General features: G+C 72.3%; 27 protein-coding genes. 21 read left to right on the forward strand and 6 right to left on the reverse strand.

The window, feature by feature from the left end:
• The first annotated feature begins 32 nt into the window (after positions 1-32).
• The 3 genes from ispG to ACFY3L_RS08650 all read left to right on the forward strand — a co-directional run bounded on the left by ispG (position 33) and on the right by ACFY3L_RS08650 (position 2,708).
• A complete protein-coding gene (gene ispG, locus ACFY3L_RS08640) occupies positions 33-1,199 on the forward strand; it encodes a flavodoxin-dependent (E)-4-hydroxy-3-methylbut-2-enyl-diphosphate synthase (protein ID WP_389320256.1) in 1,167 nt (388 codons plus the stop codon).
• 70 nt (positions 1,200-1,269) lie between these two features.
• On the forward strand, positions 1,270-2,109 hold the full coding sequence (locus ACFY3L_RS08645; protein WP_389320259.1) for a GNAT family N-acetyltransferase: 840 nt from the start codon (positions 1,270-1,272) through the stop codon (positions 2,107-2,109).
• A gap of 77 nt (positions 2,110-2,186) precedes the next feature.
• On the forward strand, positions 2,187-2,708 hold the full coding sequence (locus ACFY3L_RS08650; RefSeq protein ID WP_389320261.1) for a hypothetical protein: 522 nt from the start codon (positions 2,187-2,189) through the stop codon (positions 2,706-2,708).
• Positions 2,709-2,715: 7 nt separating this feature from the next.
• Here the strand turns inward: ACFY3L_RS08650 and ACFY3L_RS08655 are convergent, their stop codons facing one another.
• A complete protein-coding gene (locus tag ACFY3L_RS08655; RefSeq protein ID WP_389320264.1) occupies positions 2,716-3,534 on the reverse strand; it encodes a helix-turn-helix transcriptional regulator in 819 nt (272 codons plus the stop codon).
• Positions 3,535-3,648: 114 nt separating this feature from the next.
• Here ACFY3L_RS08655 and ACFY3L_RS08660 point away from each other — a divergent pair, with 114 nt between their 5' ends.
• Complete coding sequence (locus ACFY3L_RS08660) at positions 3,649-4,356, forward strand: SDR family oxidoreductase (protein WP_389320267.1); 708 nt, start codon at positions 3,649-3,651, stop codon at positions 4,354-4,356.
• Between the two features lie 115 nt (positions 4,357-4,471).
• On the opposite strand, the gene ACFY3L_RS08665 is transcribed toward ACFY3L_RS08660, so the two are convergent.
• Complete coding sequence (locus tag ACFY3L_RS08665; protein WP_389320269.1) at positions 4,472-5,371, reverse strand: LysR substrate-binding domain-containing protein; 900 nt, start codon at positions 5,369-5,371, stop codon at positions 4,472-4,474.
• 70 nt (positions 5,372-5,441) lie between these two features.
• Between ACFY3L_RS08665 and ACFY3L_RS08670 the strand changes: the two genes are divergently transcribed.
• Together ACFY3L_RS08670 and ACFY3L_RS08675 are read left to right on the forward strand one after the other, a co-directional pair.
• Positions 5,442-5,789, forward strand: a complete 348-nt coding sequence (locus ACFY3L_RS08670; protein WP_389320271.1) for a YybH family protein — start codon at positions 5,442-5,444, stop codon at positions 5,787-5,789.
• A 35-nt stretch (positions 5,790-5,824) separates the two neighbouring features.
• Positions 5,825-6,586: a hypothetical protein gene (locus ACFY3L_RS08675; protein ID WP_389320274.1), complete on the forward strand. Its 762-nt coding sequence runs from the start codon at positions 5,825-5,827 to the stop codon at positions 6,584-6,586.
• On the opposite strand, the gene ACFY3L_RS08680 is transcribed toward ACFY3L_RS08675, so the two are convergent.
• Positions 6,583-9,006: an FAD-dependent oxidoreductase gene (locus ACFY3L_RS08680; RefSeq protein WP_389320277.1), complete on the reverse strand. Its 2,424-nt coding sequence runs from the start codon at positions 9,004-9,006 to the stop codon at positions 6,583-6,585. The genes ACFY3L_RS08675 and ACFY3L_RS08680 overlap by 4 nt on opposite strands.
• Before the next feature lie 199 nt (positions 9,007-9,205).
• Here ACFY3L_RS08680 and ACFY3L_RS08685 point away from each other — a divergent pair, with 199 nt between their 5' ends.
• From ACFY3L_RS08685 to ACFY3L_RS08725, 9 genes are all read left to right on the forward strand, one after another.
• Positions 9,206-10,129, forward strand: a complete 924-nt coding sequence (locus tag ACFY3L_RS08685; protein WP_389320280.1) for a phosphotransferase — start codon at positions 9,206-9,208, stop codon at positions 10,127-10,129.
• 17 nt (positions 10,130-10,146) lie between these two features.
• The gene (locus ACFY3L_RS08690; protein WP_389320283.1) at positions 10,147-11,688 is read left to right on the forward strand and encodes an amino acid permease; all 1,542 of its coding nucleotides are present in this window, start codon (positions 10,147-10,149) and stop codon (positions 11,686-11,688) included.
• 62 nt (positions 11,689-11,750) lie between these two features.
• On the forward strand, positions 11,751-12,494 hold the full coding sequence (locus tag ACFY3L_RS08695; RefSeq protein ID WP_389320286.1) for a FadR/GntR family transcriptional regulator: 744 nt from the start codon (positions 11,751-11,753) through the stop codon (positions 12,492-12,494).
• A gap of 37 nt (positions 12,495-12,531) precedes the next feature.
• On the forward strand, positions 12,532-13,857 hold the full coding sequence (locus tag ACFY3L_RS08700) for a glutamine synthetase family protein (protein WP_389320289.1): 1,326 nt from the start codon (positions 12,532-12,534) through the stop codon (positions 13,855-13,857).
• A gap of 6 nt (positions 13,858-13,863) precedes the next feature.
• Positions 13,864-15,213: an aldehyde dehydrogenase family protein gene (locus tag ACFY3L_RS08705; protein ID WP_389320292.1), complete on the forward strand. Its 1,350-nt coding sequence runs from the start codon at positions 13,864-13,866 to the stop codon at positions 15,211-15,213.
• Positions 15,214-15,981 carry a 3-oxoacyl-ACP reductase gene (locus ACFY3L_RS08710; RefSeq protein WP_389320295.1) on the forward strand — a complete coding sequence of 256 codons (768 nt, stop codon included), beginning with the start codon at positions 15,214-15,216 and terminating at the stop codon, positions 15,979-15,981.
• On the forward strand, positions 15,978-16,664 hold the full coding sequence (locus ACFY3L_RS08715; RefSeq protein ID WP_389320297.1) for a gamma-glutamyl-gamma-aminobutyrate hydrolase family protein: 687 nt from the start codon (positions 15,978-15,980) through the stop codon (positions 16,662-16,664). The genes ACFY3L_RS08710 and ACFY3L_RS08715 overlap by 4 nt, the downstream gene beginning before the upstream one ends.
• Before the next feature lie 9 nt (positions 16,665-16,673).
• Entirely contained in the window at positions 16,674-17,567 is an 894-nt protein-coding gene (locus tag ACFY3L_RS08720) for an LLM class flavin-dependent oxidoreductase (RefSeq protein ID WP_389320300.1), read from the forward strand.
• Between the two features lie 5 nt (positions 17,568-17,572).
• On the forward strand, positions 17,573-18,292 hold the full coding sequence (locus tag ACFY3L_RS08725; RefSeq protein ID WP_389320303.1) for a gamma-glutamyl-gamma-aminobutyrate hydrolase family protein: 720 nt from the start codon (positions 17,573-17,575) through the stop codon (positions 18,290-18,292).
• A gap of 30 nt (positions 18,293-18,322) precedes the next feature.
• On the opposite strand, the gene ACFY3L_RS08730 is transcribed toward ACFY3L_RS08725, so the two are convergent.
• The gene (locus ACFY3L_RS08730) at positions 18,323-18,520 is read right to left on the reverse strand and encodes a hypothetical protein (protein ID WP_389320306.1); all 198 of its coding nucleotides are present in this window, start codon (positions 18,518-18,520) and stop codon (positions 18,323-18,325) included.
• A gap of 53 nt (positions 18,521-18,573) precedes the next feature.
• Between ACFY3L_RS08730 and map the strand changes: the two genes are divergently transcribed.
• Positions 18,574-19,431 carry a type I methionyl aminopeptidase gene (map, locus tag ACFY3L_RS08735; RefSeq protein ID WP_389320309.1) on the forward strand — a complete coding sequence of 286 codons (858 nt, stop codon included), beginning with the start codon at positions 18,574-18,576 and terminating at the stop codon, positions 19,429-19,431.
• Positions 19,428-20,150 (forward strand): VIT1/CCC1 transporter family protein, encoded by a 723-nt coding sequence (locus ACFY3L_RS08740; protein WP_389320312.1) that lies wholly within the window; start codon positions 19,428-19,430, stop codon positions 20,148-20,150. Before map ends, ACFY3L_RS08740 begins: the two co-directional genes overlap by 4 nt.
• A 272-nt stretch (positions 20,151-20,422) precedes the next feature.
• On the opposite strand, the gene ACFY3L_RS08745 is transcribed toward ACFY3L_RS08740, so the two are convergent.
• Both ACFY3L_RS08745 and ACFY3L_RS08750 read right to left on the reverse strand, forming a co-directional pair.
• Positions 20,423-20,851 (reverse strand): ferritin-like domain-containing protein, encoded by a 429-nt coding sequence (locus tag ACFY3L_RS08745; protein ID WP_389320315.1) that lies wholly within the window; start codon positions 20,849-20,851, stop codon positions 20,423-20,425.
• Positions 20,848-21,312, reverse strand: coding sequence for a hypothetical protein (locus ACFY3L_RS08750; protein WP_389320318.1), 465 nt, complete (start codon positions 21,310-21,312; stop codon positions 20,848-20,850). The genes ACFY3L_RS08745 and ACFY3L_RS08750 overlap by 4 nt, the downstream gene beginning before the upstream one ends.
• Before the next feature lie 244 nt (positions 21,313-21,556).
• Between ACFY3L_RS08750 and rimP the strand changes: the two genes are divergently transcribed.
• From rimP to infB, 4 genes are all read left to right on the forward strand, one after another.
• On the forward strand, positions 21,557-22,153 hold the full coding sequence (gene rimP / locus ACFY3L_RS08755; RefSeq protein WP_389320320.1) for a ribosome maturation factor RimP: 597 nt from the start codon (positions 21,557-21,559) through the stop codon (positions 22,151-22,153).
• The gene (gene nusA, locus ACFY3L_RS08760; RefSeq protein WP_389320323.1) at positions 22,150-23,208 is read left to right on the forward strand and encodes a transcription termination factor NusA; all 1,059 of its coding nucleotides are present in this window, start codon (positions 22,150-22,152) and stop codon (positions 23,206-23,208) included. Before rimP ends, nusA begins: the two co-directional genes overlap by 4 nt.
• 5 nt (positions 23,209-23,213) lie before the next feature.
• Complete coding sequence (locus ACFY3L_RS08765) at positions 23,214-23,510, forward strand: YlxR family protein (RefSeq protein ID WP_389320326.1); 297 nt, start codon at positions 23,214-23,216, stop codon at positions 23,508-23,510.
• A 159-nt stretch (positions 23,511-23,669) separates the two neighbouring features.
• A complete protein-coding gene (gene infB / locus ACFY3L_RS08770; protein ID WP_389320329.1) occupies positions 23,670-26,729 on the forward strand; it encodes a translation initiation factor IF-2 in 3,060 nt (1,019 codons plus the stop codon).
• Positions 26,730-26,740: the final 11 nt, after the last annotated feature.

The raw sequence follows: 26,740 nt of genomic DNA on the forward strand, positions 1-26,740 counted from the left end.
GATCACAAGACCTGGAACAGGTGGCGCACTCCATGACCGCTGTCAGCCTCGGCCTGCCGACCGTCCCTCCGCCGGCACTCGCACCGCGCCGTAAGTCACGCCAGATCATGGTCGGCTCCGTGCCGGTCGGTGGCGGCGCGCCGGTGTCCGTGCAGTCCATGGCGACCACGCTCACCGCCGACGTCAACAGCACGCTCCAGCAGATCGCCGAGCTCACCGCCTCGGGCTGCCAGATCGTGCGGGTCGCCGTGCCCAGCCAGGACGACGTCGAGGCGCTGCCGGCGATCGCGAAGAAGTCGCAGATCCCGGTCATCGCCGACATCCACTTCCAGCCGAAGTACGTGTTCGCGGCGATCGACGCCGGCTGTGCGGCCGTCCGGGTCAACCCGGGCAACATCCGCCAGTTCGACGACAAGGTCAAGGAGATCGCCAAGGCCGCCTCCGACGCGGGCATCCCGATCCGCATCGGCGTCAACGCCGGCTCCCTCGACAAGCGCCTGCTGGAGAAGTACGGCAAGGCGACCGCCGAGGCCCTGGTCGAGTCGGCGCTGTGGGAGTGCTCGCTGTTCGAGGAGCACGGCTTCCGCGACATCAAGATCTCGGTCAAGCACAACGACCCCGTCGTCATGATCCGCGCGTACCGGCAGCTCGCCGAGCAGTGCGACTACCCGCTGCACCTGGGCGTCACCGAGGCCGGCCCGGCGTTCCAGGGCACGATCAAGTCGTCCGTCGCGTTCGGCGCGCTGCTCGCCGAGGGCATCGGCGACACGATCCGCGTCTCCCTGTCGGCCCCGCCGGTCGAGGAGATCAAGGTCGGCAACGCGATCCTCGAGGCCCTCGGCCTGCGCGAGCGCGGCCTGGAGATCGTCTCGTGCCCGTCCTGCGGCCGCGCCCAGGTCGACGTCTACACCCTGGCCGAGCAGGTCACCGCCGCGCTCGACGGGTTCCCGGCGCCGCTGCGGGTCGCGGTCATGGGCTGCGTCGTCAACGGCCCGGGTGAGGCGCGCGAGGCGGACCTCGGCGTCGCGTCCGGCAACGGCAAGGGCCAGATCTTCGTCCAGGGCAAGGTCATCAAGACGGTGCCGGAGTCGCAGATCGTGGAGACCCTGGTCGAGGAGGCGCTGCGCCTCGCCGAGGAGATGGGCGTCGATCTGCCCGAGGAGCTGCGCGGCCTCGGCCCCTCCGTCACGGTCCACTAGTGCCGGACACGGGGACGGCGGCGGCGGGTATGTGCGGCTGTCCCCGGGCGGATCTGGCAGGCTTGTACGCATGCTAACGGTGGCGGCGAGGCTCCTCGGCGACGCCGAGCGCGGTGCCGTCGAGCGGCTGCTCGACGGCGACCCGTTCGGCGGCGCGCAGGTCGCCGAGCGGATCTCGATGGCCGGGCTGGCCTGGTGGCGGCAGGACGCCCGGATCTTCGGTTACGGTTCGCGCCGTCACCTGGAGTCGCTGTGCTGGCTCGGCGCCAACCTGATCCCCGTCAACGCCTCGGCGTCGGCGGTCGCGGCGTTCGCGGACATGGTGGCGGGCGAGCCGCGCGGCTGCTCGTCGATCGTCGGGTCCGCCGACGCGGTCCTCGGCCTGTGGAGCCGGCTGGCGCCGTCCTGGGGGCCGTCGCGTGACGTACGGCCGAATCAGCCGCTGATGGCGACCTCGTCGCCGGCACCGGTGCCCGCCGACCCCGGGGTGCGCCTCGTACGGCCCGACGAGGTCGACCTGCTCTTCCCGGCAGCGGTCGCGATGTACACCGAGGAGGTCGGCGTCTCACCGACCGCGGACGGCGGCGAGCGCTCCTACCGGGAACGGGTCGGCGAGCTCGTCCGGGCCCGCCGGGCGTACGCGCGGGTGATCAACGGACAGGTCGTGTTCAAGGCCGAGCTGGCGGTGGTCACCAAGCACACCGCGCAGATCCAGGGCGTCTGGACCGCGCCGGAGTGGCGCGGCCGGGGGCTCGCCCGGGGCGGGATCGCCGCGATCGTGCGCGACGCCCTGCGGCGGGTGGCACCATCGGTCAGCCTGTATGTCAACGACTACAACACGCCTGCCCGCGCGGTGTACGAACGGTGCGGGTTCCAGCAGGTGGGCACCTTCGCGACCGTACTGTTCTAAACCGCCATTTCCCGGCAAACTGCCCCCCGCGTGCAGGATGATCAAGAGGCCACCCGGCTGAACAAGGGAAGCTTCGCATGGGCCACATCATCCGGCAGCTGACGCCCAACACCACGCGTTACTACTGGTACCCGGGGGACAAGAAAGAGTGGCTGCGCGCCCTCGTCGCCTGCGGGGCCGGCGGGGCCGTGTTCGGGCTGACGATCCTGCTGACCAGGAGCGTCGTCGCCGCGACGGTGCTCGGCGCCTCCACGAGCGTCGGGTGTGCGTGCTTCAACCTCGGCCGCCGCGACACCAGGGCGCTCGACGGCCTCGACACCGCCACGATCACCCGCCGCGAAGCGGTCGCCGCCTCGGGGCGGGGAGCCTGGCGCGGCATGGTCGAGGGGGTCGCGGTCGCGTTCGCCGTGCTGCTCGTCGCGCAGCTGCCGGCCCGCGGCCTCCTGGCCGACTGGCTGCTGCCGCTGGTGCCGGCCCTCGCCGCGGGGATCGCCCGCCAGGGCGGCCTGCTCAGCGCCCGCCTCACCCACGAGTCGGCGAAGGCCTCGACCCTGCGCCCCGGCTTCCGCAACCAGATCGCCCAGGCCGCCCGCCAGTGACCGCGCTTCAGCCGGCGTACGCGGGGCGCCGGCGCAGCGAGCACAGGACCCACGCGCTGTGGGAGCCCGGCTCGGCGGTGTAGAAGATCACCTTCTGGCCGGCGTCGGCGATGTCGAGGACTTCGCAGTCGAAGACGAGCTCGCCGTGGGCGGGGTGCTCGAAGCGCTTCGTCGTGACGCGGCGGACGCACACCTGGTGCTCGTCCCAGCGGCGGGTGAAGTCCGGGCTGGTCGAGCGCAGCCGCGCGATCAGCGACTGGATGCCGGGGTCGCCGGGGTACCGGACGGAGGCGGCCCGCAGGTCGGCGACGCACTCGTCGGCGAACCGGGACGCTTCCTGCGACGTCAGGCCGGTCGGGCCGGTGAACAGGTTCCAGATCATGTTGCGCGAGCCGGTCGCGGTGGGGTCGCCCATCAGCGCGACGGCCATCGAGTTCCAGGCGAGCAGGTCGTACTTCGCGTCGATCACGAACGCCGGGGTGTCGTCGAGGCGGTCCAGCAGGTGCAGGATGCCCGCCGACACGTGCGGCGACGGCCCCGCGGGCAGGTCGGGCTGCTCGCCGGCGACCTGGAAGAGGTAGGTGCGCTCGTCGTCGTGCAGGCGCAGCGCCCGGCCGAGCGCGCCGAGCACCTGCCGCGACGGGCGGGGCCCGCGGGCCTGCTCCAGCCGGGCGTAGTAGTCGACCGAGATGCCCGCGAGCCGGGCCACCTCCTCGCGGCGCAGGCCGGGGGTGCGCCGGCGGGCGCCACCGTCGATGCCGACGTCGGCCGGGAGGACCTTCGCCCGGCGGCTGCGGAGAAAGGCGGCGAGCTGTTCCCGGTCCATGTGCTCCATGCTGCCGGACCGCGCGGCGGCCGACCAGGCGCCAACCAGGGACCGCCGATCCGATGTTCGGCACGGCTCTGCCGCGATCGACGGCCGGCGGGCAGCGTGGCGGGCATGGACGAACCACGCGTCGCCCTCGTCACGGGCGCGAACAAAGGCATCGGATTCGAGATCGCGAAGCTGCTCGGCACCAGGCACGGCATGAAGGTCCTGATCGGCGCGCGGGACGCGGTGCGCGGCAAGGAGGCGGCCGCGGCGCTCGGCCCGTTCGCGACGGCGATCACCCTGGACGTGACCGACGAGGACAGCGTCGGCCGGCTGGCGACCCTGGAACGGCTCGACGTGCTGGTCAACAATGCCGGCGTGCTGCTGGAGCGGGGCGCGCCGCCCAGCGGGACCCCGGTCGACCTGCTGCGGGACACGTTCGCCACGAACGTGTTCGGCGTCGTCGCGGTCACCAACGCGGCGCTGCCCGCGCTGCGGCGCTCCGGCGCGGGGCGGATCGTGAACCTCAGCAGCGGGCTGGGGTCCCTCGCTTTCACCACGGAGCCGTCGCACGTGTACGCGCAGAACCCGCTCCTGGCGTACAACGCGTCCAAGAGCGCGCTGAACGCGGTCACCGTCTCCTACGCCAACGAGCTGCGCGGCACGGCGATCAAGGTCAACGCCGCCGACCCCGGCTACTGCGCGACCGACATGAACGGCCACGCCGGCCCGCGGACCCCGGCGCAGGGAGCGACGGCCGCCGTCCGGCTGGCGACGCTGCCCGCGGACGGCCCGACCGGCGGCTTCTTCGACGAGGACGGCCCCGTGCCCTGGTGAAGCGACACGAGGAGGGCCCCGCGCCCTGGTGCAGCGACACGAGAACGCCTCTGTGCCCTGGTGAAGCGGGGGACGAGGCGCCGGGCGGGGCCGTCCGGCACAGGGGGAACGACGGCTACTTCGCCGAAGGCGGTCTTGTGTCCTGGCGCGGCGGGGCGGGGAAGCGGGCGAGGAACGCCGCGGCGGCCGCCGAGCGGGGTCCGGCGCGCCGCCACGCGAGGCCGAGCCGGCCGCTCAGCGCGGGGCGCGTGATCCGCAGCGCGTGCAGCCCGTCGAAACCGCGGGCGATCGACGCCGGCAGGATCGCCACGCCCAGCCCGCGCGCGGCCAGCCGCGCCACCACCTGCGGCGTCCCCGCCTCGAACGCCACCCGCGGCGCGAACCCGGCGGCCGCACACGCCGACTCGAGGATGCCGCGGATGCCGGTGCCGCCGGGGAGGCAGACGAGGGGCCGGTCCCGCAGGTCCGCGATCCGCACCGCCGACCGCCGGGCCCAGGCGTGACCGGTGGCGACGGCGGCGTCGATCGCCTCGTCGGTCAGCATGCGCACGTCGAGGTCGGGCGGCGGGGCGTCGTACGCGATGATCGCCGCGTCCAGATGCCCGGAGAGCAGCCCTTCGACGAGCCGGTCGGTGGTGTCCTCGGCGAGGGTGATCTCGACCCCCGGGTGTGCGGCGTGGAAGTCCGCGAGCACCCCGGGCAGGTCGACGTCGTGCGAGGTCACGGTGCCGATCGCGAGCCTGCCACGGGCCAGCCCGGCGAGCTCCGCGGCGGTCTGCCGGGCACCCTCGACGGCCGCGAGGGCCGCCCGGGCGTAGGGCAGGACCGCCGCGCCGGCCGCGGTCAGCCGGACCTCCCGGCCGGACCGGTCCAGCAGGTCCTGCCGCAGCTCCCGCTCCAGCTTCCTGACCTGTGCGCTCACGCCCGGCTGCGCGACCCGCAGCCGGGCCGCCGCGCGGGTGAAGCTCGCCTCCTCGGCGACGGCCACGAAGTACACCAGCTGATGCAGCTCCATAAGCACTGATGCTAGAAGTCAGCAGAAACCGGTCTTGGAGTTATGGCAGCGGACCACGCAGGGTGGAGGTATGACAACGACAGCGAAGACGCCCGAGGACCTGACCCGCCTGTTCGTCGAGCGGGCCAACGCCGGCGACGCCGAGGGGCTTGCCGCGCTGTACGAGCCGGACGCCGTCCTGGCCTACCCGCCGGGCGAGACGACCGTCGGCCGGGCCGCGATCCGGAAGGTCTGCGAAGAGATGATCAAGCATGTGCCGAGCTTCGAGCTGGAGCCGCTCACCCCGACCGTCGTCAACGGCGACCTGGCGCTGACCGGCACCCGCTCCGCCGACGGCAAGGGCGGCCGCGTGCAGGTCGTCCGCCGCCAGCCCGACGGCTCCTGGCTGCGCGTCATCGACCGCCCGGAGTCCCGGTAGCGGCAACGGAAGATGATCCGGTAGCGTCCCGCCGCATGCGCGAGAAGGTCATCCTCATCGGCGTTCTCGTGCTCGTGTGCGGCGGGGTCATGTTCTGGCGGCACAATCCGTTCAGCGACGAGGCGCCGGCCTGGGCGGAGCCCGGCTGTTACGTGGAGAGCTGGAGCGGCCTGCGGGTCGAGCTGGACTCGGCCGGCCCCGGCGACTCGCTGCGCGCCGCCCCGTGCGACAACGCGCACGGCTTCGAGATCATCGCGTTCTTCGACCCGGACGATGCCGAGGCGAGCTGCCGCAAGCGTGCCTCCGAGTTCCTCGACGGCCCGCTGGCGGAGTCCCGGGTCGGGTACGGCATCGTGCACGCCTCCGATGAGGACGTCGCGTCGCTGGGCTGTGCCCTCTACGAGACGATGGACAGCCGGGGCACCCCGACGACCACCACCGGCAGCCTGCGGCACGGCATGCGCGGCCCGGGCCGTCCGGCGGCGGTCACCTGCGTCGGCGAGGAGAACAACGGCAAGCACCTGAGCTGGAAGCGCTGCGACGACGGCCACTCCGGCGAGTTCACCGGAGCCACCGCCGACGGCGGGCAGCCGGAGGTGAGCTGCCTGGGGGTGGTCGCCTCCTTCCTCGGCCTGCCGGAGTCGGCCACCAGCGCCCGCGACGACCTCACCGTCCTCTGGCTGGAGTCCCACGACCCGGGCCACCTGCTGTGCTTCGTGGGCCGCGAGGACGGCGAGGACACCCTCCGCGGCAGCCTGCGCGGGCTCGGCCCGGCTCCTCTCCCCACCGGGAACTAGGCGCGGACCCGGAGCATCTTCGGGTCGTAGAGGGGTTCGGCGCGCACGACGGCGGGGGACCAGCGGTCGAAGACGGAGACCTCGACGGGGGTGCCGACCGGCGTCGTCGCCGGCAGATACGCGTAGGCGATCGACGCCCCGACCCGGTAGCCGAACCCGCCGGACGTGACCCGGCCGCTCGGCACGCCGTCGACGCGGACCGGCTCCCCGCCGAGGCAGACGGTGGCGGGATCGTCCAGCACGAGGCAGCGCAGCACCCGGTCGGGGGCGTCGGGAAGGGCGTCCCGGCCGATGAAGTCCTTCGACCGCGAGACGAACGGGCCGAGGCCGGCGGAGATCGGGTCGGTGTCGGTGGTGAGGTCGGCGCCCCAGACGCGGTAGCCCTTCTCCAGGCGCATCGAGTCGATCGCCCGGTAGCCGCCCGGCCGCAGCCCGAGCGGGGCGCCGGCCCCCATCAGCAGGTCCCACAGCGTGAGCGTGTACTCGGCCGGCGCGTACAGCTCCCAGCCGAGCTCGCCGACGAAGGTGACCCGCTGGGCGAGGACCGGCACCGGGCCGACCGTCAGCCGGGCGGCGCGCATGAACGGGAAGTCGGCGTTGGACAGCGGCGCGTCGGTGAGCGGCTGGAGGATGTCGCGGGCCGCCGGCCCCCACAGGCACAGGCAGCCGTGCGCCGACGTGACGTCGTCCACCAGGACGCCGGGACCCGCGAACCGGCGGATCCAGGCCGCGTCCCGCACGCCGCTCGCGGTGCTGGTGACGATCCGGAAGTGGGCCTCGCCGAGTCGCGTCACGGTCAGGTCCGCCTCGACCCCTCCACGCGCGTTGAGCATCGAGGTGTACGTGAGGCCGCCCACCGGACGGTCGACGTCGTTGGCGCACAACCGTTGCAGCAGCGGCAGCGCGCCCGGGCCGCGCACGTCGAGCTTCGCGAACGACGACTGGTCGAACAGCCCGGCCGCGGTGGCGGTCGCGGCGACCTCGGCGGCGATCGCCGGCGACCAGTGCCGCCCGGCCCAGCCGCGCGGCGCGGTGACACCGGGGACGGCGAGTGGCGCGTTGACGCCGAACCAGTTCGCCCGCTCCCACCCGGCCTTCTCCCCGAGCGCGGCGTCGAGCGAGGCCAGGCGCGGCCAGACGGGGGAGCGGCGCAGCGGGCGGCCGGCGGTCCACTCCTGCCCGGGGTACACCACGTCGTAGTAGCGGGAGTAGCCGTCGAGCGCCTTCGCCGCCGCCCAGGTGCGGCTCGCGGCGTGGGCGCCGAAGCGGCGGACGTCCATCGTGGACACGTCCCACTCCGGGGTGCCGTCGACGATCCACTCGGAGATCACCTTGCCGACGCCGCCGGCCGCGGCGAGCCCGTGCACGCAGAACCCGGCGGCGACCCAGAAGCCGGCGACCGCGGTCTCGCCGAGCAGGAACTCCCCGTCCGGGGTGAACGCCTCCGGCCCGTGCACGACCCGGTCCATGCCGGCCGTGCGCAGCGCCGGGACGCGGTGCCGGGCGTTGCCCCACGACTCGGCGAACTTGTCCAGGTCGGGCTCGAACAGGGTCCGCGGCGCCGACAGCGGGTCAGGGTCGTCCCACAGCGACGGGTCCCGCACGTAGCCGCCGACCAGCAGCCCGCCGACCGGCTCAGGGGCGCCGCGGAAGTACACGATCCGGTCGGGGTCCCGGACCGTCGGGAGGTCCACCGTGGACCCGGCGCCGTCGAGCGCCCCGGTGACGACGTACTGATGCTTGATCGGCACGATCGGGATGTCGACGCCGGCGAGCCGCCCGACGTGCCCGGCGGCGGCGCCCGCGGCGTTGACGACGACCTCGGTGGCGATCCGGCCGGCGGAGGTGACGACCCCGGCGACCCGGCCGGCGACCGTCTCGACCCCGGTGACGCGGACCCCGGTGACGATCCGGACGCCGAGCGCGGCGGCGCCCGCGGCGAGCGCGGCGGCCAGCTGCGCGGGCTCCAGCCAGCCGTCGCCGGGCAGCCAGCCGGCGGCGAGGACGTCGCTGACGTCGAGCAGCGGCAGCCGCTCCTTCGCCTGCGCGGCGGTCAGCAGGTCCAGTTCGAGGCCGTACGTGGTGGCGGCGCTGGCCTGTCGCCGCAGCTCCTCGACGCGCGAAGGGGTCGTGGCCAGGCGCAGCCCGCCGACGCCCCGCCAGCCGGGGTCCATGCCGGTGAGGGTGCGCAGCTCCGCGTACAGGCCCGACGAATACATGATCATCCGGGTCTGGCTGACCGTGGAGCGCAGCTGCCCGACGAAGCCGGCCGAGTGCCAGGTCGTGCCGTCGGTCAGCTCGTGCTGTTCGAGCAGCACGACGTCGGTCCAGCCGAGTCGCGCCAGGTGGTAGGCCACGCTGCAACCGGCGACACCGCCGCCGACGACCACCGCGCGGGCGGCTGCTGGAAGGTCCGACATTGCATGATTGTGATCCCGCGTGCCGGGCTTGTAAAAGGTCTGAAGCGATACCGGTACACGCGAAGCTCCCTCTTGACGACCCCGCCGCGGCAGGCGTTAACTTGCCCCACTATGACGCCGATCACTACGGGCCGCGGGGTGTAAAAGGTCTGTAACCGGCGTGGACCACGCGGCGAAGGGGCCGGGTGCCATGACTGCGGTGCCGTCCGTCACGGACCTGCTGGAGCGGGTCCCGTCGTGGATGGGCCGCGCGGTCGAATGGCAGCGGCTGCAGGGTGGTCTGTCCCATCACATCTACCGGGTCGACGTCGACCGGGTGCCCTACGTGCTGCGGGTGCTGGAGCCCGCGGTGTCCGCCGCCGGCCTCGGCGTCCCGCCGGAGCAGGAGATCGCCAACACCGTGCTCGCGGCGCGGACCGTCGGCGCACAGGTCTACGAGGTCCTGCCGGACGTCCCGGCGGTCGTCATCGAGTACCTGCCGGGACGGACCCTCGGCGCCGCCGAGGTGCGCCGCCCCGAGATCATCCCGTCCATCGCGACCGCCTGCCGCCGGCTGCACGCCGGTCCCGCGTTCGGCAACGACTTCGACATCTTCGCCAAGCGGGCCGAGCTGCTCGACGTCTGCGCGCGGCACGACCTGCCGCTGCCGGACGGCTACCTGGACCGTTCGTCCACAGTGGACGCGCTGAGAACGGCGCTGGCGGCGCGACCGCTGCCGCGCGTGCCGTGCCACAACGACCTGCTCGCCGAGAACTTCATCGCCACCGGCGACGGCGTGCGGATCATCGACTACCAGCTGTCCGGCAACAACGACCCCGCATTCGAGCTCGGCGACATCGCCGCGGAGGCCGACTACGACCCGGATCTGGTCGGCCTGCTGGCGGGGGAGTACTTCGCCGGCGCGGACGAGGCCCTCCGCGCGAGGGTCCGGCTGTTTCAAGTCGCGTCCAACGTCACCTGGACGCTGTGGTTCACCGTCCACCATGGACTGTTCAAGTCCGCCGCGTTCGACTACGCGGCGGAGGCGGCCGAGAAGTGGGGCCAGGCCAAGGATGCCTTGGACGACGACCCCGGCCTCGGCAGGCTCCTGGCGGCGGCCAACGGAAGGAACCCCCACCCCTAAGAACCGAGGAGGTGCCCATGGCATCACCGACCGTCGACGCAGACGAACAGCGGCTCGCCGAGCTGGGCTACAAGCAGGAGCTGCGTCGCAAGTGGAGCGGCTTCTCCAATTTCGCCATCTCGTTCTCCATCATCTCGATCCTCGCCGGCTGTTTCACCACGTTCGGTCAGGCGTGGATGAACGGCGGCCCGGTCGCCATCTCCTGGGGCTGGCCGCTCATCTCTGTCTTCATCCTCATCATCGGCTTCTGCATGTCGGAGCTGGTGTCGGCGTACCCGACGGCCGGTGGCATCTACTGGTGGGCCGCGAAGATGGGCAGGCCCATCCACGGCTGGTTCACCGGGTGGCTCAACCTCGTCGGCCTGGTCGCCGTCACCGCGTCGGTCGACTACGGCTGTGCGACGTTCATGAGCCTGGTGCTGGACGCGTACACCTCCTGGGACAGCACCAACCTGTACCTGACGTTCCTGCTCTTCGTGGTGATCCTCGTGCTGCACGCGGCGATCAACATCTGGGGTCACAACATCATCGACGTGCTGCAGAACGTCTCGGTGTGGTGGCACGTGTTCGGTGCCGCCGCGGTCGTGCTGATCCTGGTGTTCGTGCCGGAGAAGCACCAGAGCCTGGAGTTCGTCTTCACGGAGCGGTTCAACAACTCCGGTTACTCCGACGCGCTGTACTGGTTCCTGGTGCTGCCGTTCGGGTTCCTGCTCACGCAGTACACGATCACCGGCTTCGACGCGTGCGCGCACGTGTCGGAGGAGACGAAGGGCGCGTCCACGGCCGCTGCGAAGGGCCTGTGGCAGTCCATCTTCTACTCGGCGATCGGCGGCTGGATCCTGCTGCTGTCGTTCCTGTTCGCGGCGACCGACGTCGAGGCGATCACCAAGGCCGGCGGCTTCTCCGGCGCGATCTTCGAGACGTCGCTGAGCTCCGGCTTCTTCAAGGCGGTCATCCTCATCTCCACCATCGGGCAGTTCTTCTGCGGCATGAGCTGCGTGACGAGCATGTCCCGGATGACCTACGCGTTCAGTCGTGACCGGGCCGTGCCGGGCTGGCGGCTGTGGTCCAAGGTGGACCGCAACGGCACCCCGGTCAACGCGATCCTGGGCGCGTCCGCGGCCGGGCTCGTGCTCACCCTGCCCGCGCTCTACAAGAGCCCGCTCGGCGTGCCCACCGCCTTCTACGCGGTGGTCTCGGTCGCGGTCATCGGCCTGTACCTGGCCTTCCTGATCCCGATCTACCTGCGCCTGCGGATGGGCGACAGGTTCGTGCCCGGCCCGTGGACGCTCGGCAGCAAGTACAAGGTGCTGGGCTGGATCGCGGTCATCGAGATCGCGGTCATCTCGGTCTACTTCGTGCTGCCGCTGTCGCCGGCCGCGATCCCCGGCAACACGGACTTCTCCTGGCTCAACGTCAACTATGCGCCGCTGGCGATCCTGCTGGTCATCGGCGGTGCGGCGCTGTGGTGGACGCTGTCGGCGAAGCACTGGTTCAAGGGCCCGATCCGCACGATCGACGAGGCGATCGCGGAGGACACCGCGGCGTCCATCGACTAGGGAATGATGTGGTCCGGGCGGTGCGCGAACGCCGCCCGGACCCATCGAGGCGAGGAGGGCGGATGCCGGTGGCCACTGAGCCCTTGTCGGGTGTGCCGATGTGGCGGCCGGTCCGGGGCGGCAACGCCTTCGAGATCACCGTGGCGCGGCTGGCCCAGGCGATCCGGCTGGGCCTCGTGCCGGTCGGCGAGCGGCTTCCCCCGGAGCGCGAGCTGGCGGAGCGCCTCCAGGTGAGCCGGGTGACGCTGCGCGAGGCGATCGCCGCCCTGCGGGAGGCCGGCTTCCTCGAGTCGCGGCGCGGCCGCTCCGGCGGCACGTTCGTGGTGCGCTCCACCGGCGAGTCGCACGCCGACGCCGCTGAGCAGGACGCCGCCGCCCTCGCCCGGGAGATGGGCGACGCGCTGCACGACGCGCTGGACTTCCGGCGGGTCCTGGAGCCCGGCGCCGCCGCGCTCGCGGCCACCCGGGCGCTGTCCGCCGCGGACCGGGCACACCTGGTCGCCTGCCTGGCCGCCGCCCGCACCCGCGACCCGAGGACCCGGCGGGTCAACGACTCCCGCCTGCACCTCGCGATCGCCGCGGCGAGCGGCTCCACGTCGGTGGCCGCCTCCATCGCCGACGTGCAGCTGCGCCTGGACCGGCTGCTGGCCGCGATCCCCGTGCTGCGCCGCAACCTCGACCACTCCGACGCCCAGCACGAGCGGGTCGTCGAGGCGATCCTCGGCGGCGACCCGCTGGTGGCGCGCACCGAGATGGAGGAGCACTGCGACGCGACCGCAGCGCTGTTGCGTGGCCTGCTCGGTTGAGTTTATGGTTTATTTCTAGACCTTTAGGGATGGGACGATGCTGACGATCGAGCAGCTGCGCGTCGCCGTGAACGACGGCGAGATCGACACCGTCGTCGTGGCGGTCACCGACATGCAGGGCCGCCTGCAGGGCAAGCGGTTCTACGCCCCGCACTTCCTCGCCGAGGTCGTCGCCCACGGCACCGAGGGCTGCAACTACCTGCTCGCGGTCGACGTCGACATGAACACGGTCGAGGGCTATGCGATGTCGTCCTGGTCCTCCGGCTACGGCGACTTCGCGATGATCCCGGACTTCTCCACTCTGCGCCGCATCCCGTGGCAGCCCGGCACCGCCCTGGTCCTCGCGGACCTGCGCTGGCTCGACGGGCAGTCACCCGTCGCCGCGTCGCCCCGGCAGATCCTGCAGGCGCAGCTGGCCGGGCTCGCCGACGCCGGCCTGACCGCCTACACGGGCACCGAGCTGGAGTTCGTCGCGTACCGCGACACCTACGAGGAGGCCTACGCCAAGGGGTACCGCGGACTCACCCCGGCGAACGTCTTCAACGCCGACTACTCGCTGCTGCAGACCGCCAGGATCGAGCCGCTGCTGCGCCGCATCCGCAACGACATGGCGGGCGCCGGCCTGGTCCCGGAGAGCGCCAAGGGCGAGTGCAACCTCGGCCAGCACGAGATCGCCTTCCGCTACGACGAGGCGCTGCGCAACGCCGACGGGCACGTGCTCTACAAGAACGGCGCCAAGGAGATCGCGGCGCTGGAGGGCGTGTCGATCACGTTCATGGCCAAGCCCAACGCGCGCGAGGGCAACTCCTGCCACATCCACTTCTCGCTGCGAAGAGACGGGCAGCGGGTCGACGAGCCCACCTTCCACCACGCCATGGCCGGCCTGCTGGCGACCATGCGCGAGTTCACCCTCATGTACGCGCCGAACATCAACTCCTACAAGCGCTACCAGGCCGGCTCGTTCGCACCGACCGCGGTGCGCTGGGGCAACGACAACCGCACCTGCGCGCTGCGCGTCGTCGGCCACGGCCCGTCGCTGCGGGTCGAGAACCGGGTGCCCGGCGCCGACGTCAACCCCTACCTGGCGATCGCCGCGATGGCCGCCGGCGCGCTGCACGGCATCCGCAACGAGCTGCCGCTCGAGGGCATCTACACCGGCAACGCGTACCAGGACGACACCGCGCCGCGGGTGCCATCGACGCTGCGCGAGGCGCTGACCCTGTGGGAGGGCAGCGAGCTGGCCCGGGCGGCGTTCGGTGAGGACGTCGTCGCCCATTACGCCAACAACGCCCGGGTCGAGCTGGCAGCGTTTGACGCGGCGGTCACCGACTGGGAACTCCAGCGCGGCTTCGAAAGGCTCTGAACACGCATGCATGACGTCATTTCGCCGGTGACCGAGGAAGTGGTCGCCACGGTGCCATCCTTGAGCGTCGAGGAGACCGACGCCGCGATCGAGAAGGCCCACCAGGCGTTCCAGGCCTGGCGGACGGTGGCACCGGGCGACCGGGCCCGGCTGCTGCGCCGCTTCGCCACGCTCGTCGACGAGCACAACGAGGAGCTCGCACGGCTGGAGGTCCGCAACTCCGGGCACACCATCGGCAACGCCCGCTGGGAGGCCGGCAACGTCCGGGACGTGCTCAACTACTACGCCGGGGCGCCGGAGCGGCTGAGCGGGCGGCAGATCCCGGTCGCCGGCGGCATGGACGTCACGTTCTACGAGCCCCTGGGCGTCGTCGGGGTCATCGTGCCGTGGAACTTCCCGATGCCGATCGCGGGCTGGGGCTTCGCCCCCGCGCTCGCCGCCGGCAACACCGTCGTGCTCAAGCCCGCCGAGCTCACCCCGCTGACCGCGCTGCGACTGGCCGACCTCGCCCTCCAGGCCGGCCTGCCCGAGGGCGTGCTCACCGTCCTGCCGGGCAAGGGCTCGGTCGTCGGCGAGCGGTTCGTCACCCACCCGCTCGTGCGCAAGGTCTGCTTCACCGGCTCCACCGAGGTCGGCAAGCGCATCATGGCCGGCTGCGCGCAGCAGGTGAAGCGGGTGACCCTGGAGCTCGGCGGCAAGAGCGCCAACATCGTCTTCGCCGACGCGGACCTCGCCAAGGCGGCCGCCGGAGCGCCGGGCGCGGTCTTCGACAACGCGGGCCAGGACTGCTGCGCCAGGTCCCGCCTGCTCATCCAGGCCAGCGTGTACGACGAGTTCATGGGCCTGCTGGAGGAGTCGGTCAAGGCGTTCCGCTGCGAGGACCCAGCCCTTGAGACCGCGCAGATGGGACCTTTGATCAGCAGCGGGCAGCTGGCGTCCGTGCGGTCCTACGTGCAGGACGTGGCGTTCACCGGTTCCGCGCCCGACGGCCCCGGCTACTGGATGGCGCCGACCGTGATCGAGGCGTCGTCGGTCCAGGACCGGCACTGGCGCGAGGAGATCTTCGGCCCCGTGCTGTCGGTGCTGCGCTTCGAGGACGAGGCCGACGCGATCCGCCTCGCCAACGACACCGAATACGGCCTGTCCGGCTCCATCTGGACCGGCGACCTGGGCCGCGGGATCCGCGTCGCCCGCGGCGTCGAGGCCGGCAACCTCAGCGTCAACTCCAACTCCTCGGTGCGGTACTGGACGCCGTTCGGCGGCGTGAAGCAGTCCGGCCTCGGCCGTGAGCTCGGCCCGGACGCGGTCGCCGCGTTCAGCGAAGTCAAGAACGTCTTCTTCAGCACGGAGGTCTAAGTGCAGGCTCGTCTCCAGGACCGGGTCGCGGTCATCACCGGCGCCGGCAGCGGCATCGGGCTCGCCACGGCGCGCCGGTTCGCGTCCGAGGGCGCCAAGGTCGTCGTCGTGGACCTCAACGCCGACGCCGGCAAGGCCGCCGCCGAGGAGGTGGGCGGCGAGTTCGTCGCCGCCGACGTCTCCGACGAGGAGCAGGTCAAGGCGCTCTTCGACGGCGTCGCCGAGCGGCACGGGCGGCTCGACATCGCCTTCAACAACGCCGGCATCTCCCCGCCGGACGACGACTCGATCCTCGACACCGGCCTCGAGGCGTGGGAGCGCGTGCTGAAGGTCAACACCACCAGCGTCTACTTCTGCTGCAAGTACGCCATCCCGCACATGCGCGCCCAGGGCAAGGGCTCGATCATCAACACCGCGAGCTTCGTCGCGCTGCTCGGCGCCGCCACCTCGCAGATCGCCTACACCGCCAGCAAGGGCGCGGTGCTGTCGATGACCCGCGAGCTCGGCGTGCAGTTCGCCCGCGAAGGCATCCGGGTGAACGCGCTGTGCCCCGGGCCGATCGCCACCCCGCTGCTCATGGAGCTCTTCGCCAAGGACCCGGAGCGGGCCGCGCGGCGCCTCGTGCACGTGCCGATGGGCCGCTTCGGCGCCCCGGAGGAGATCGCCGGCGCGGTCGCGTTCCTCGCCAGCGACGACGCGTCGTTCATCACCGCCTCCACGTTCCTCGTCGACGGCGGCATCACCGGCGCGTACGTGACGCCGCTGTGACTCCGCTCGTCGGCATCACGGCATACGTCGAGCCGGCCCGCTGGGGCGTGTGGGACACGCGGGCGGTGCTCGTCCCCGAGGGGTACGTGCGGATGGTGCGGGCGGCCGGCGCCCGGCCGGTCATCCTGCCCCCGTCGGCGGACGACGCCGCCGACCTGGTCCGCCGCCTCGACGGCCTCGTCCTGGCCGGCGGTGCCGACATCGAACCGGCGCACTACGGTGCGCCGGCCCATCCGGCGACGAAGACCCGCCCGGACCGCGACAGCGGCGAGCTGGCCGTCCTCACCGCGGCGCTGGACGCCGACCTGCCGGTGCTGGGGGTCTGCCGGGGCATGGAGCTGCTCGCCGTCGCCTGCGGCGGCACGCTCGTCCAGCACCTGCCCGACGTCCTGGGCAACGAGCGGCACCAGCCGAGCCCAGGCGTCTACGGGGCGCACCCGGCGCGCTTCGCGCCCGGCTCCCGGGCCGCCGAGATCTTCGGCGGGGCGGCGGAGGTCAACTCGTACCATCACCAGGCCGTCGACGACCCGGGCGGCCTCACCGTCACCGGATGGGCCGACGACGACGTGATCGAGGCCGTGGAGCACCCGGAGCGCCGCTTCGTCCTCGGCGTGCAGTGGCACCCCGAGGAGGCCCTGGACGTCCGGCCGTTTGCCGCGCTCGTGCGGGCGATTCCTGGGTAGGTTGGGACCATGCGGATCGGGTGTGGACTGCCGGTGTCCGGGTCGTGGGCCACGCCGGAGATCCTCGCGGAGGTGGCCACCGAAGCGGAGCGGCTCGGTTACGACTCGCTGTGGACCTTCCAGCGGCTGCTGTCGGCGGACGGGCCCATGTACCGCAGCGTCCTCGACCCGATCGTCGCGCTGACCTTCGCTGCGGCCCGGACCAGCCGGATCCGCCTCGGCGTGGCCGTGATCAACCTGCCGTTCGTGTCGCCGGTCGTGCTCGCCAAGCAGGTCGCCACCCTCGACGTGCTCAGCGGCGGCCGGGTCGACCTCGGGCTCGGCGCCGGCTGGTCGTCCGACGAGTTCGTCGCGACCGGCGCCTCGATGGCGCGGCGGGCGGCGCGGACCCGCGAGTATGTCGCGGTGCTGCGGGGGCTGTGGTCGGGTGCCGCCTCGTTCGACGGCGAGTTCTACACCGTGCCGGAGGGCCGCATGGAGCCCCGCCCGGTGCAGCGCCCCGGGGTGCCGATCCTCCTCGGCGGCGCCGCCGAGGCCGCGATCCGCCGGGCGGGTGAGATCGGCGACGGCTGGGTCAGCCGCTCTGCCACCGACCTGTCCAACATCTCGGCGGATGTCGCTCTTGTACGAGAGGGCGCCGCGTCCTCCGGTCGCGCTTCGCCGAGGATCGTCTGCCGCGGTGTGGTCAAGCTCACGGAGTCCGAGCTGGACGCCGCCGACCGCCCGCCGCTGTCCGGCAGCTACGAGCAGATCCGCGAGGGCGCGGCGTGGCTCGGCACGCAGGGCGTCACCGAGGTCTTCTACGACCTGAACTGGGACCCGCTCATCACCCTCGCCCCGGAGGCCGCCCGGGACAAGGCGCTCGAGATGCTCCACAACCTCGCCCCGGTGGGATTAAGTTGATGGGCATGTCGCGACCGGTGATCGGACTGACCACCTACGCCGAGGAGACCCGCTTCGGGCTCAACGACACCTTCTCGGCCGTGCTCCCGCTGTCGTACGTGCACGCGGTGCACTCCTCCGGCGGCCGGGCGGTCCTCGTGACCCCTGACGACCCCGACATCGACGTCCTGGACGGCCTCGACGGGATCATGTTCACCGGCGGCTCCGACGTGAACCCGGACCTCTACGGCGAGCCGCCCCACGCCACCACGAAGGTCAAGCCCGAGCGCGACACCGCCGAACTGCTGCTCATGCGCGCCGCGCTCGCCGCCGACCTGCCGCTGCTGGGCATCTGCCGTGGCATGCAGCTGATGTGCGTCGCGTATGGCGGCCGCCTCCACCAGCACCTGCCCGACGTCCTGGGCCACAACGACCACCGCCCCGTCAGCGGCCCCAAGTTCGGCGAGCACCCGGTCGTCCTGACCGGCGGCACCCTCGCCGCCAAGATCCTCGGCGACTCCGTGATGGTCAACTCGTTTCACCACCAGGGCTGCGCCGACCCCGGCACGCTGACCCCGACCGGCTGGTGCCCCGACGACAACCTCATCGAGGTGGTCGAGGACCCGTCGAAGCCCTTCGCCATCGGCGTCCAGTGGCACCCCGAGGACACCACCGACTTCCGCGTCTTCGCCGCCTTCATCGAAGCCGCCCGCACCCACCGGTCTCGGGTGGCCATACGGCCATAACCTGCCCTATGCGAGATCTCGCTGGAGGAGCTACTCGCCGGTGGCGGCGGCCTCGTCTGAGGTGCGGTGGTCGATGCGCAGGTCAGGCGTGGTCTCGCGGTAGTGCTGGCGGTCCTCGGAGTCGGTGAGGAGGGCTTCGGCCTGGGCCTTCGGGTCGTCGCTGCCGGCGGCGAGCTCCTCGGGCAGGAGCTCCTCGGCGCGCTGGGTGACGCGGTCGTCGTCGATCATGCTCAGGGGGTTACCCAGACCACGTCGTGTTGATGCGCGTTAGGCTTTTCGGCATGACCGTCCGCGCACCGCTCGCCCCCGGCACGCAAACACCCTGGCGTCAGGTTCCGGCCTCGATCGCGCGCCCCGAGTACGTGGGGAAGCGCGGGCCGAGCAAGCAGCGCGGGTCGGACGTGCAGACCCCGGAGATCATCGAGCGGATGCGGGTGGCGAGCCGGCTCGCCGCGCAGGCGACGGTGCTGGCGGGGGAGCACGCCAAGCCGGGGGTGACGACCGACGAGATCGACCGGGTGGTGCACGAGTTCCTGTGCGACCACGGGGCGTATCCGTCGACGCTGGGCTACAAAGGGTTCCCGAAGTCGTGCTGCACGTCGCTCAACGAGGTGATCTGCCACGGCATCCCCGACTCGACGGTGATCGAGGACGGCGACATCCTCAACGTGGACGTGACGGCGTTCATCGGCGGGGTGCACGGCGACACCAACCAGACGTTCTGCGTCGGTAACGTCACCGAGGAGGTCCGGCTGCTGGTCGAGCGGACCCGCGAGGCGATGATGCGGGGCATCCGGGCCGTCGCGCCCGGTCGGCCGATCAACGCGATCGGGCGGGTCATCGAGGCGTACGCGAAGCGCTTCGGCTACGGCGTGGTGCGCGACTTCACCGGCCACGGCATCAACGAGGTGTTCCACACGGGCCTCTACGTGCCGCACTACGACAACCCGCGGCTCACCACGGTGATGGAGCCCGGGATGACGTTCACGATCGAGCCGATGATCACGCTCGGCACGCACGACTACAACATCTGGAAGGACGGCTGGACGGTCGTCACCAAGGACCACAGGTGGACCGCCCAGTTCGAGCACACCATCGTGGTGACGGACGAGGGCTACGAGATCCTGACCCTGCCGTGACCGGCCCGGCGGCGAATCCGGCGGCGCATCCGGCGGCGCTGGACGCGCATCACCATACCGACGTGTCCGGTGGGTGGTTGCGGGCGGCGGTGTTCGGGGCCATGGACGGGCTGGTCACCAACATCGCGCTGATCGCCGGGGTCGGCGGCGGCGGGATCTCGCCGCGCACGATCGTGCTGACCGGCACGGCCGGCCTGGTCGCCGGGGCGATCTCGATGGGGCTGGGCGAGTTCACCAGCGTCCGCGCGCAGAACGAGCAGGTCGCCGCGGAGGTGGCGAAGGAGCGGCGGGAGCTGACCCGCTTCCCCGAGGAGGAGGCCAAGGAGCTCGCCAGGATCTGGGAGCGCCGCGGGCTGCCGCCGGAGCTGGCGCTCGAGGTCGCCTCGACGCTGGGGCGGGACATCGACGAAGCGGTCCGGGTCCACGCGCAGGAGGAGCTCGGGGTCGACCCCGACGAGGCGCCCAGCCCGTGGGTCGCCGCCGGGTCGTCGTTCGTGTGCTTCTCGATCGGCGCGCTGGTGCCGCTGCTGCCGTACCTGCTCGGCGCCACCAGCCTGTGGCCGGCGCTGGCCGCGGGCGGTGGCGGATTGTTCGTCGCCGGGACGTTGATCTCCCGGTACACCCACCGGCGCTGGTGGACCTCGGGTGTCCGGCAGCTGCTGCTCGGTGCGGCGGCGGCCGGTGCGACGTATCTGGTCGGAAGGGTCATCGGAGTGTGAGACCTGATCGTCCGGGAAGGCTCAGGTGGTCGTCTTCCCGGACGGCAGGGCTCACGAGACGGTGTGTTTTAACGACGCGGCTGCATCGTCGGACCGGCCCAAGCGGTGCGGCGCATGTCGGTCTCCTCTCGTTTGGACGCTCGTGGCGTGATGCAACGATCGTCGCGGAGCGGACACGTCCATGGGGTCCTGCGCCCTTGCGATGGCACGCTTTCGGGAGTACCGGAGGTCGCGGAATTCGTGGGGGCGGTATGCCCCGATTTGCCGGGTTGTCAGGCCTTGCCCGGGAACGCGCTGGTCAGCGGCGTCGTGCCGGCCGCCTGACGCAGGGCGGCGCCCCGCGCGGCGCAGTCGACGAGCGCGTCGACGGCGAGCCTGCGCACGTCGCCGGAGGTCGGGGGCAGCGCCAGCCGCCACTGCGCGGCCGTGCGGTCCTCCACCATGGCGAGGAGCTTCAGCGCCGACGCGCGGTCGGTGACCGGGAACGGCAACGCGTACGCGGGCGCCGCGGGCGGCGGCGAGATCCCGGCGCCGGACAGCCGGACCACGAGGTCGTCGCGGCGGGTGCGGTGGGCCGCCTCGGCGTTGCGGGCCACCCCGACCGTCCCGCTGTCGAGCTTGGGGCCGGCGATGCCGTAGGCGTAGATGGCGGCGTGCTCCGCCTGCAGCGCCGCCACGAGCCGCTCGTCGGCAGGCGTCATGTCAGGATCTCCACGTGTGCGGCGCGGCAGGCGGCGATGGAGCCGAGCAGGGCCGCCCGGTAGGACGGGGCGGCCAGGCACGCGCCGGTCGCGTCGTCCTGGCCGGTCTTCTCCAGCCCGACGAGCTCCTTGATCGCGGCCGCCTGGTCCTGGACGACGGGCCCGGCGGACGTGCTCGCCGCCGGCATCGGGCCGTGCTCGTCGAGGCCGATCTCGCGGGCGAGCGCGACGACGTGGGCGGCGTGGTCGTCCTTGAGCGGGCCGAGCCGGTCCTGCAGCGCGGGGAACGCGGTGAGCACCTCGGCGTAGCGGTCCCGCAGGGCCACCGTGCGGGTGAGCAGCGGCAGCAGCACGTCGGGGGCCGGGTGCCAGGTCGCCGCGGACCGCTTCGGGACGTCGCAGCCGGCGAGGGTCGCCAGCGCGCCGGCTGCGGCGGCGAGGACAGCTCTGCGGGATGCCACGCGGACAGTGAACACCATGCGGCGTGTTTTAGGTGAACGCGACCCGCGGTCGTAACCTCCGGCGCGGCCCGGGTGAGGACCGGCTGGGGACACGGTGGGAGCGCCGCCGGAACGCCGGGGGTCACGTCGCGTTACGCTCTGCGGGGAGCCGCCCGCGAGTACCGTCGCAGGCGGCGTGAGGCCGTGCCGGACCTGCCGGCGGGCGTGACAGCGCCCGTGGCGGTGCAGAGAGAGGGTGTCGATCATGGCTCAGCAGCGGGATCGCCGCAGCGGCGGTTCGCGGGATGCTGGGGCCCGTGATGCCGGTGCGCACCGCGAGCGTCTGCGGAAGGTCGTCGAGCCGGTCGTCGTGGCGGCGGGATTCGACCTGGAGGAGCTCGAGGTCAGCCGGGTCGGGCGGCGGCACCTGCTGCGGGTCGCGGTCGACAGCGACCGGGGCGTCGACCTGGACGCCGTCGCCGAGGTGTCGCGGGCGGTGTCGGCGGCGCTGGACGAGGCCGAAGCGGGCGGCGACGAGCTGATCGCGGGGGAGTACGAGCTGGAGGTCGGCTCCCGCGGGGTCGACCGGCCGCTGACCGAGCCGCGGCACTGGCGGCGCAACCGGACCCGTCTGGTGCAGGTCGAGGTGGCCGGCACGCCCGTCACCGGCCGGGTGACTGCGGTGAGTGACACCGGGGTGACCCTGGACGTGGAGGGCGCCGCGCGGACGGTCGCCTTCGAGGACCTCGGCCCCGGCCGGGTGCAGGTCGAGATGAAGCGCCTGGCCGAGCTGCCAGACGACGAAGACGAAGACTTCATGGAAGACGAAGACGACGACGAGGAAGGGGAGGACGAGGCGTGAACATCGACCTGGCGGCGCTCCGCGCGCTGGAGCGTGAGCGGGAGATCCCGTTCGAGACCATCCTCGCGGCGATCGAGACCGCGCTGCTGACCGCGTACCGGCACACCGAGGGGGCCAACCCGCACGCCCGCGTCGAGATCGACCGCAGGAGCGGTGCGGCGTCGGTGCTGGCGCAGGACCTCGACGAGGACGGCACGATCGTCCGCGAGTACGAGGACACCCCGCACGACTTCGGCCGGATCGCGGCGATGACCGCCAAGCAGGTCATCCTGCAGCGGCTGCGCGAGGCGACCGACGAGGCGCACTTCGGCGAGTACGTCGGCCGCGACGGCGACCTGGTCACCGGGGTGATCCAGGCGCATGACGCGCGCGCCGAGAAGGGCATCGTCTCCATCGATCTCGGCAAGATCGAGGGGCTGCTGCCCGCCGCGGAGCAGGTGCCGGGTGAGCGGTACGAGCACGGCCAGCGCATCAAGTGCATCGTGGTCCACGTGGTGAAGGGCTTCCGGGGGCCGCAGGTGACGCTGTCGCGGTCCCACCCCAACCTGGTGAAGCGGCTCTTCGCCCTGGAGGTCCCGGAGATCGCCGACGGCACCGTCGAGATCGCCGCGATCGCGCGTGAGGCCGGTCACCGTACGAAGATCGCGGTGCGCACGACGGTCGCCGGGGTCAACGCCAAGGGCGCCTGCATCGGCCCGATGGGCCAGCGGGTCCGGGCCGTCATGAGCGAATTGCACGGCGAGAAGATCGACATCATCGACTGGTCGGACGACCCGGCCCAGTTCGTCGGCAACGCGCTTTCGCCGGCCAAGGCGCTCAACGTGGAGGTCGTCGACGCGGGCAACCGGGCCGCCCGGGTGACCGTCCCTGACTTCCAGCTTTCCCTGGCCATCGGCCGTGAGGGCCAGAACGCGCGGCTCGCCGCGAGGCTCACCGGCTGGCGCATCGACATCCGTCCGGACAATGCCACCGACGGCGCCGCAGACCACGGTTCGGGTGGCAACGTCGATCACGTCACGGGACCGGGCGCGGCACAAGCCGAAAGCGCAGGGTAGACTTCTTGACGGTTCGTCGCGCGCTCCCGGTCCGCACCTGTGTTGGTTGCCGGATGCGTGCGTCATCCTCCGAGTTACTGCGGTTTGTCGCGATCGAGTCCGGCCCTGACCAGTTCATGGCTGTCCCCGATCCGGCCCGCAGACGGCCGGGTCGGGGAGCGCACCTGCATCCTGATCCGGCTTGCCTGGCGCTAGCGGAGCGTCGGCGCGCCTTCGGGCGAGCCTTGCGCATCGCCGGAGTCCTGGACACCGGCCCGCTGGCCGAAGCCGTCACCCTGGCGGCAGCGGAGCAATCGCAGTGATCGGAACCGCCGATGGTGGGCGCGAGATGCCCCACCCGGACACGCAAGGTAGGACGACGGACATGAGCACACGATGAAGTCCCTGAGATGACCAGGCTTCAAGTGCACGAGTGAGGTCGGCGCGGACCCATGCCGCCCGGCCTCGAGGTGAGGAGTGTAGTGGCAGGCAAGGCCCGCGTACACGAGCTGGCAAAAGAGCTCGGGGTCGAGAGCAAGACCGTGCTCGCAAAGCTGCAGGAGCTTGGCGAGTACGTGAAGTCCGCATCCAGCACGGTTGAGGCGCCCGTGGCGCGCCGGCTGCGAGCGAGCTTCGAATCCGGAGGGGCCGCACCGGCACCCTCGGCTCCTCCTGCGCCGGCATCGTCGGCTCCCTCGGCCGCGCCCGTGCCCACGGCACCGCGTCCGGGTCCGGGTCCGGCAGCCCCGGCAGCCAAGCCCTTCGCGCCCCCGAAGCGGCCGCAGCCGCCCGCGGGCGGTGGACCCGGTGGCGGGCGAGGCCCGATCCCCGGCCCGCCGCGCCCCGCGGCGCCCGCGGTCAAGCCGACGAGCGCGCACGACATCGAGGTGGCGGCCGCCGAGCAGCGCGCCGCCGCGCTGAAGGCGGACCAGGACGCGGCCCTGAAGGCCGCGAAGGAAGCCCGCCAGCGGGAGACCACCAGGCGTGAGAGCACGCCGCCGCCCGGCGGTGGCGCACCCACGCCCGGCCCGCGTCCCGGTCCGGCGACGCCGGCGCCCCCGCCGGGTGCCGCGCCGACCCCGGGTGCCCCACGTCCAGGCCAGGGGCCTCGTCCCGGCGGCGCTCGCCCGCCGGCGCGTTCCCCGGGCAACAACCCGTTCGGTGTCTCCGGCGGCGCTCCGGCGCGGCCCACACCGGGTGGTGGCAACATCCCGCGGCCGAACCCGGCCGCGATGCCTCCGCGGCCCAACCCCGCCTCGATGGGCGGCCCACGGCCGAACCCGTCGCAGATGCCGAGCCAGCGTCCGGGTCGCCCGGGCGGTGCCCCCGGTGACCGTCCCGGTCGTCCGGGCGGTGGCGGCGGTGCCGGTGGCGGCTTCCGCCCCGGTGGCGGTGGCGGTCGTCCCGGCGGTCCCGGCGGTGGCGGTGGCGGTGGCTTCCGTCCCGGCGGTGGTGGCGGCGGCGGTGCCGGTGGCGGCTACCGCCCCGGTGGTGGCGGCGGCGGTGCCGGTGGCGGCTACCGCCCCGGTGGTGGCGGCGGCGCGCCCGGCGCGGGCGTCGGCGGTGCCGGTCGTCCCGGTGGCGGCGGTGCCGGTGGCCGTGGTCGTGGCGGCGGTGCCGCGGGTGCCTTCGGGCGTCCCGGTGGCCGGCCCACCCGTGGCCGCAAGTCCAAGAAGCAGCGCAGACAAGAGTTCGACAACCTGTCCGCGCCGACGATGGGTTCGGGCGCTCCCCGGGGTCAGGGTCAGACGATCCGACTCCCGCAGGGTGCCTCCCTGTCCGACTTCGCGGACCGGATCAACGCCAACCCGGGCTCGCTCGTCCAGGAGATGTTCAACCTGGGTGAGATGGTGACGGCGACCCAGTCGTGCACCAACGAGACCCTGGAGCTGCTCGGCGAGCACCTGGGCTTCCAGGTCGAGATCGTCAGCCCCGAGGACGAGGACCGCGAGCTGCTCGCGCGCTTCGACATCGACCTCGACGCCGACGTCGACGAGGAGCGCCTGGTCATCCGGCCGCCGGTCGTGACCGTCATGGGTCACGTCGACCACGGTAAGACCAAGCTGCTCGACGCGATCCGCTCCACCAACGTCGTGGCCGGCGAGGCCGGTGGCATCACCCAGCACATCGGTGCCTACCAGGTGCACGTGCCGCACGGCGAGGACGGCGAGGACCGCGCGATCACCTTCATCGACACCCCGGGTCACGAGGCGTTCACCGCCATGCGTGCCCGTGGTGCGCAGGCCACGGACATCGTGGTCCTGGTGGTCGCGGCCGACGACGGCGTCATGCCCCAGACGATCGAGGCGTTGAACCACGCCCAGGCGGCCGAGGTGCCGATCGTGGTCGCGGTCAACAAGATCGACAAGGAGAACGCCAACCCGGCGAAGGTTCGCCAGGAGCTGACGCAGTACGGGCTGGTCGCCGAGGAGTACGGCGGCGAGACCATGTTCGTCGACATCTCCGCGAAGAGCCGCATCAACATCGAGGGTCTCCTCGAGGCCGTGCTGCTCACCGCCGACGCCGCGCTCGACCTGCGCGCGCCGATCGACGGTCCGGCGCAGGGCATCGCGATCGAGTCGCACCTCGACCGCGGCCGCGGCCCCGTCGCCACCGTCCTGGTGGAGAAGGGCACGCTCAACGTCGGTGACTCGATCGTCGCCGGCCGGGCCTACGGGCGCGTCCGGGCGATGCTCGACGAGAACGGCAAGCCCGTGCCGTCCGCAGGGCCGGCCCGTCCGGTCCTCGTGCTCGGTCTGACCTCGGTGCCCGGCGCCGGCGACACGTTCCTCGCCGCCGACGACGACCGCACCGCGCGCCAGATCGCCGAGCAGCGGCAGGCCCGCCGCCGCGCGGCCGAGATGGCCTCGCGCACCGGCCGGGTCACCCTGGAGAACCTGTTCGACCAGCTCAAGGAGGGCGAGAAGACCACGCTCAACCTCATCCTCAAGGGTGATGGTTCGGGTTCGGTCGAGGCGCTCGAGGACGCACTGGTCAAGATCGTCGTCGCCGACGAGGTCCAGCTCCGGATCATCCACCGGGGTGTGGGCGCCGTCACCCAGGACGACGTCAACCTGGCGAGCGCGTCCGACGCGATCGTCATCGGGTTCAACGTGCGGGCCGAGGGTCGCATCCGCGAGCTGGCCGACCGCGAGGGCGTGGAGATCCGGTACTACACGGTCATCTACCAGGCCATCGAGGAGATCGAGACCGCGCTCAAGGGCATGCTCAAGCCCATCTACGAGGAGGTCGAGCTCGGCACGGCGGAGATCCGCGAGGTCTTCCGCTCGTCGCGCTTCGGCAACATCGCGGGCTGCATCGTCCGCACCGGGCTCATCCGGCGCAACAGCAAGGCGCGCCTGCTCCGCGACGGGGCTGTCGTCTCCGACAACCTCACCATCGCGGGCCTGCGCCGCTTCAAGGACGACGCCACCGAGGTCCGCGAGGGCTTCGAGTGCGGTATCACGCTCGGCAACTTCAACGACATCCAGCTCGGTGACGTCATCGAGACCTGGGAGTTGCGGGAGAAGCCGCGCAGCTGATGCCGCCCAGC

It is taken from the genome of Dactylosporangium sp. NPDC000521, assembly GCF_042898305.1.
GTDB lineage: Bacteria > Actinomycetota > Actinomycetes > Mycobacteriales > Micromonosporaceae > Dactylosporangium.

Coding starts and splice junctions, on each gene's coding strand:
- ispG (WP_389320256.1), top strand. CDS start 33: ATGACCGCTGTCAGCCTCGGCCTGCCGACCGTCCCTCCGCCGGCACTC.
- ACFY3L_RS08645 (WP_389320259.1), top strand. CDS start 1,270: ATGCTAACGGTGGCGGCGAGGCTCCTCGGCGACGCCGAGCGCGGTGCC.
- ACFY3L_RS08650 (WP_389320261.1), top strand. CDS start 2,187: ATGGGCCACATCATCCGGCAGCTGACGCCCAACACCACGCGTTACTAC.
- ACFY3L_RS08655 (WP_389320264.1), bottom strand. CDS start 3,534: ATGGACCGGGAACAGCTCGCCGCCTTTCTCCGCAGCCGCCGGGCGAAG.
- ACFY3L_RS08660 (WP_389320267.1), top strand. CDS start 3,649: ATGGACGAACCACGCGTCGCCCTCGTCACGGGCGCGAACAAAGGCATC.
- ACFY3L_RS08665 (WP_389320269.1), bottom strand. CDS start 5,371: ATGGAGCTGCATCAGCTGGTGTACTTCGTGGCCGTCGCCGAGGAGGCG.
- ACFY3L_RS08670 (WP_389320271.1), top strand. CDS start 5,442: ATGACAACGACAGCGAAGACGCCCGAGGACCTGACCCGCCTGTTCGTC.
- ACFY3L_RS08675 (WP_389320274.1), top strand. CDS start 5,825: ATGCGCGAGAAGGTCATCCTCATCGGCGTTCTCGTGCTCGTGTGCGGC.
- ACFY3L_RS08680 (WP_389320277.1), bottom strand. CDS start 9,006: ATGTCGGACCTTCCAGCAGCCGCCCGCGCGGTGGTCGTCGGCGGCGGT.
- ACFY3L_RS08690 (WP_389320283.1), top strand. CDS start 10,147: ATGGCATCACCGACCGTCGACGCAGACGAACAGCGGCTCGCCGAGCTG.
- ACFY3L_RS08695 (WP_389320286.1), top strand. CDS start 11,751: ATGCCGGTGGCCACTGAGCCCTTGTCGGGTGTGCCGATGTGGCGGCCG.
- ACFY3L_RS08700 (WP_389320289.1), top strand. CDS start 12,532: ATGCTGACGATCGAGCAGCTGCGCGTCGCCGTGAACGACGGCGAGATC.
- ACFY3L_RS08705 (WP_389320292.1), top strand. CDS start 13,864: ATGCATGACGTCATTTCGCCGGTGACCGAGGAAGTGGTCGCCACGGTG.
- ACFY3L_RS08720 (WP_389320300.1), top strand. CDS start 16,674: ATGCGGATCGGGTGTGGACTGCCGGTGTCCGGGTCGTGGGCCACGCCG.
- ACFY3L_RS08725 (WP_389320303.1), top strand. CDS start 17,573: ATGTCGCGACCGGTGATCGGACTGACCACCTACGCCGAGGAGACCCGC.
- ACFY3L_RS08730 (WP_389320306.1), bottom strand. CDS start 18,520: ATGATCGACGACGACCGCGTCACCCAGCGCGCCGAGGAGCTCCTGCCC.
- map (WP_389320309.1), top strand. CDS start 18,574: ATGACCGTCCGCGCACCGCTCGCCCCCGGCACGCAAACACCCTGGCGT.
- ACFY3L_RS08745 (WP_389320315.1), bottom strand. CDS start 20,851: ATGACGCCTGCCGACGAGCGGCTCGTGGCGGCGCTGCAGGCGGAGCAC.
- rimP (WP_389320320.1), top strand. CDS start 21,557: ATGGCTCAGCAGCGGGATCGCCGCAGCGGCGGTTCGCGGGATGCTGGG.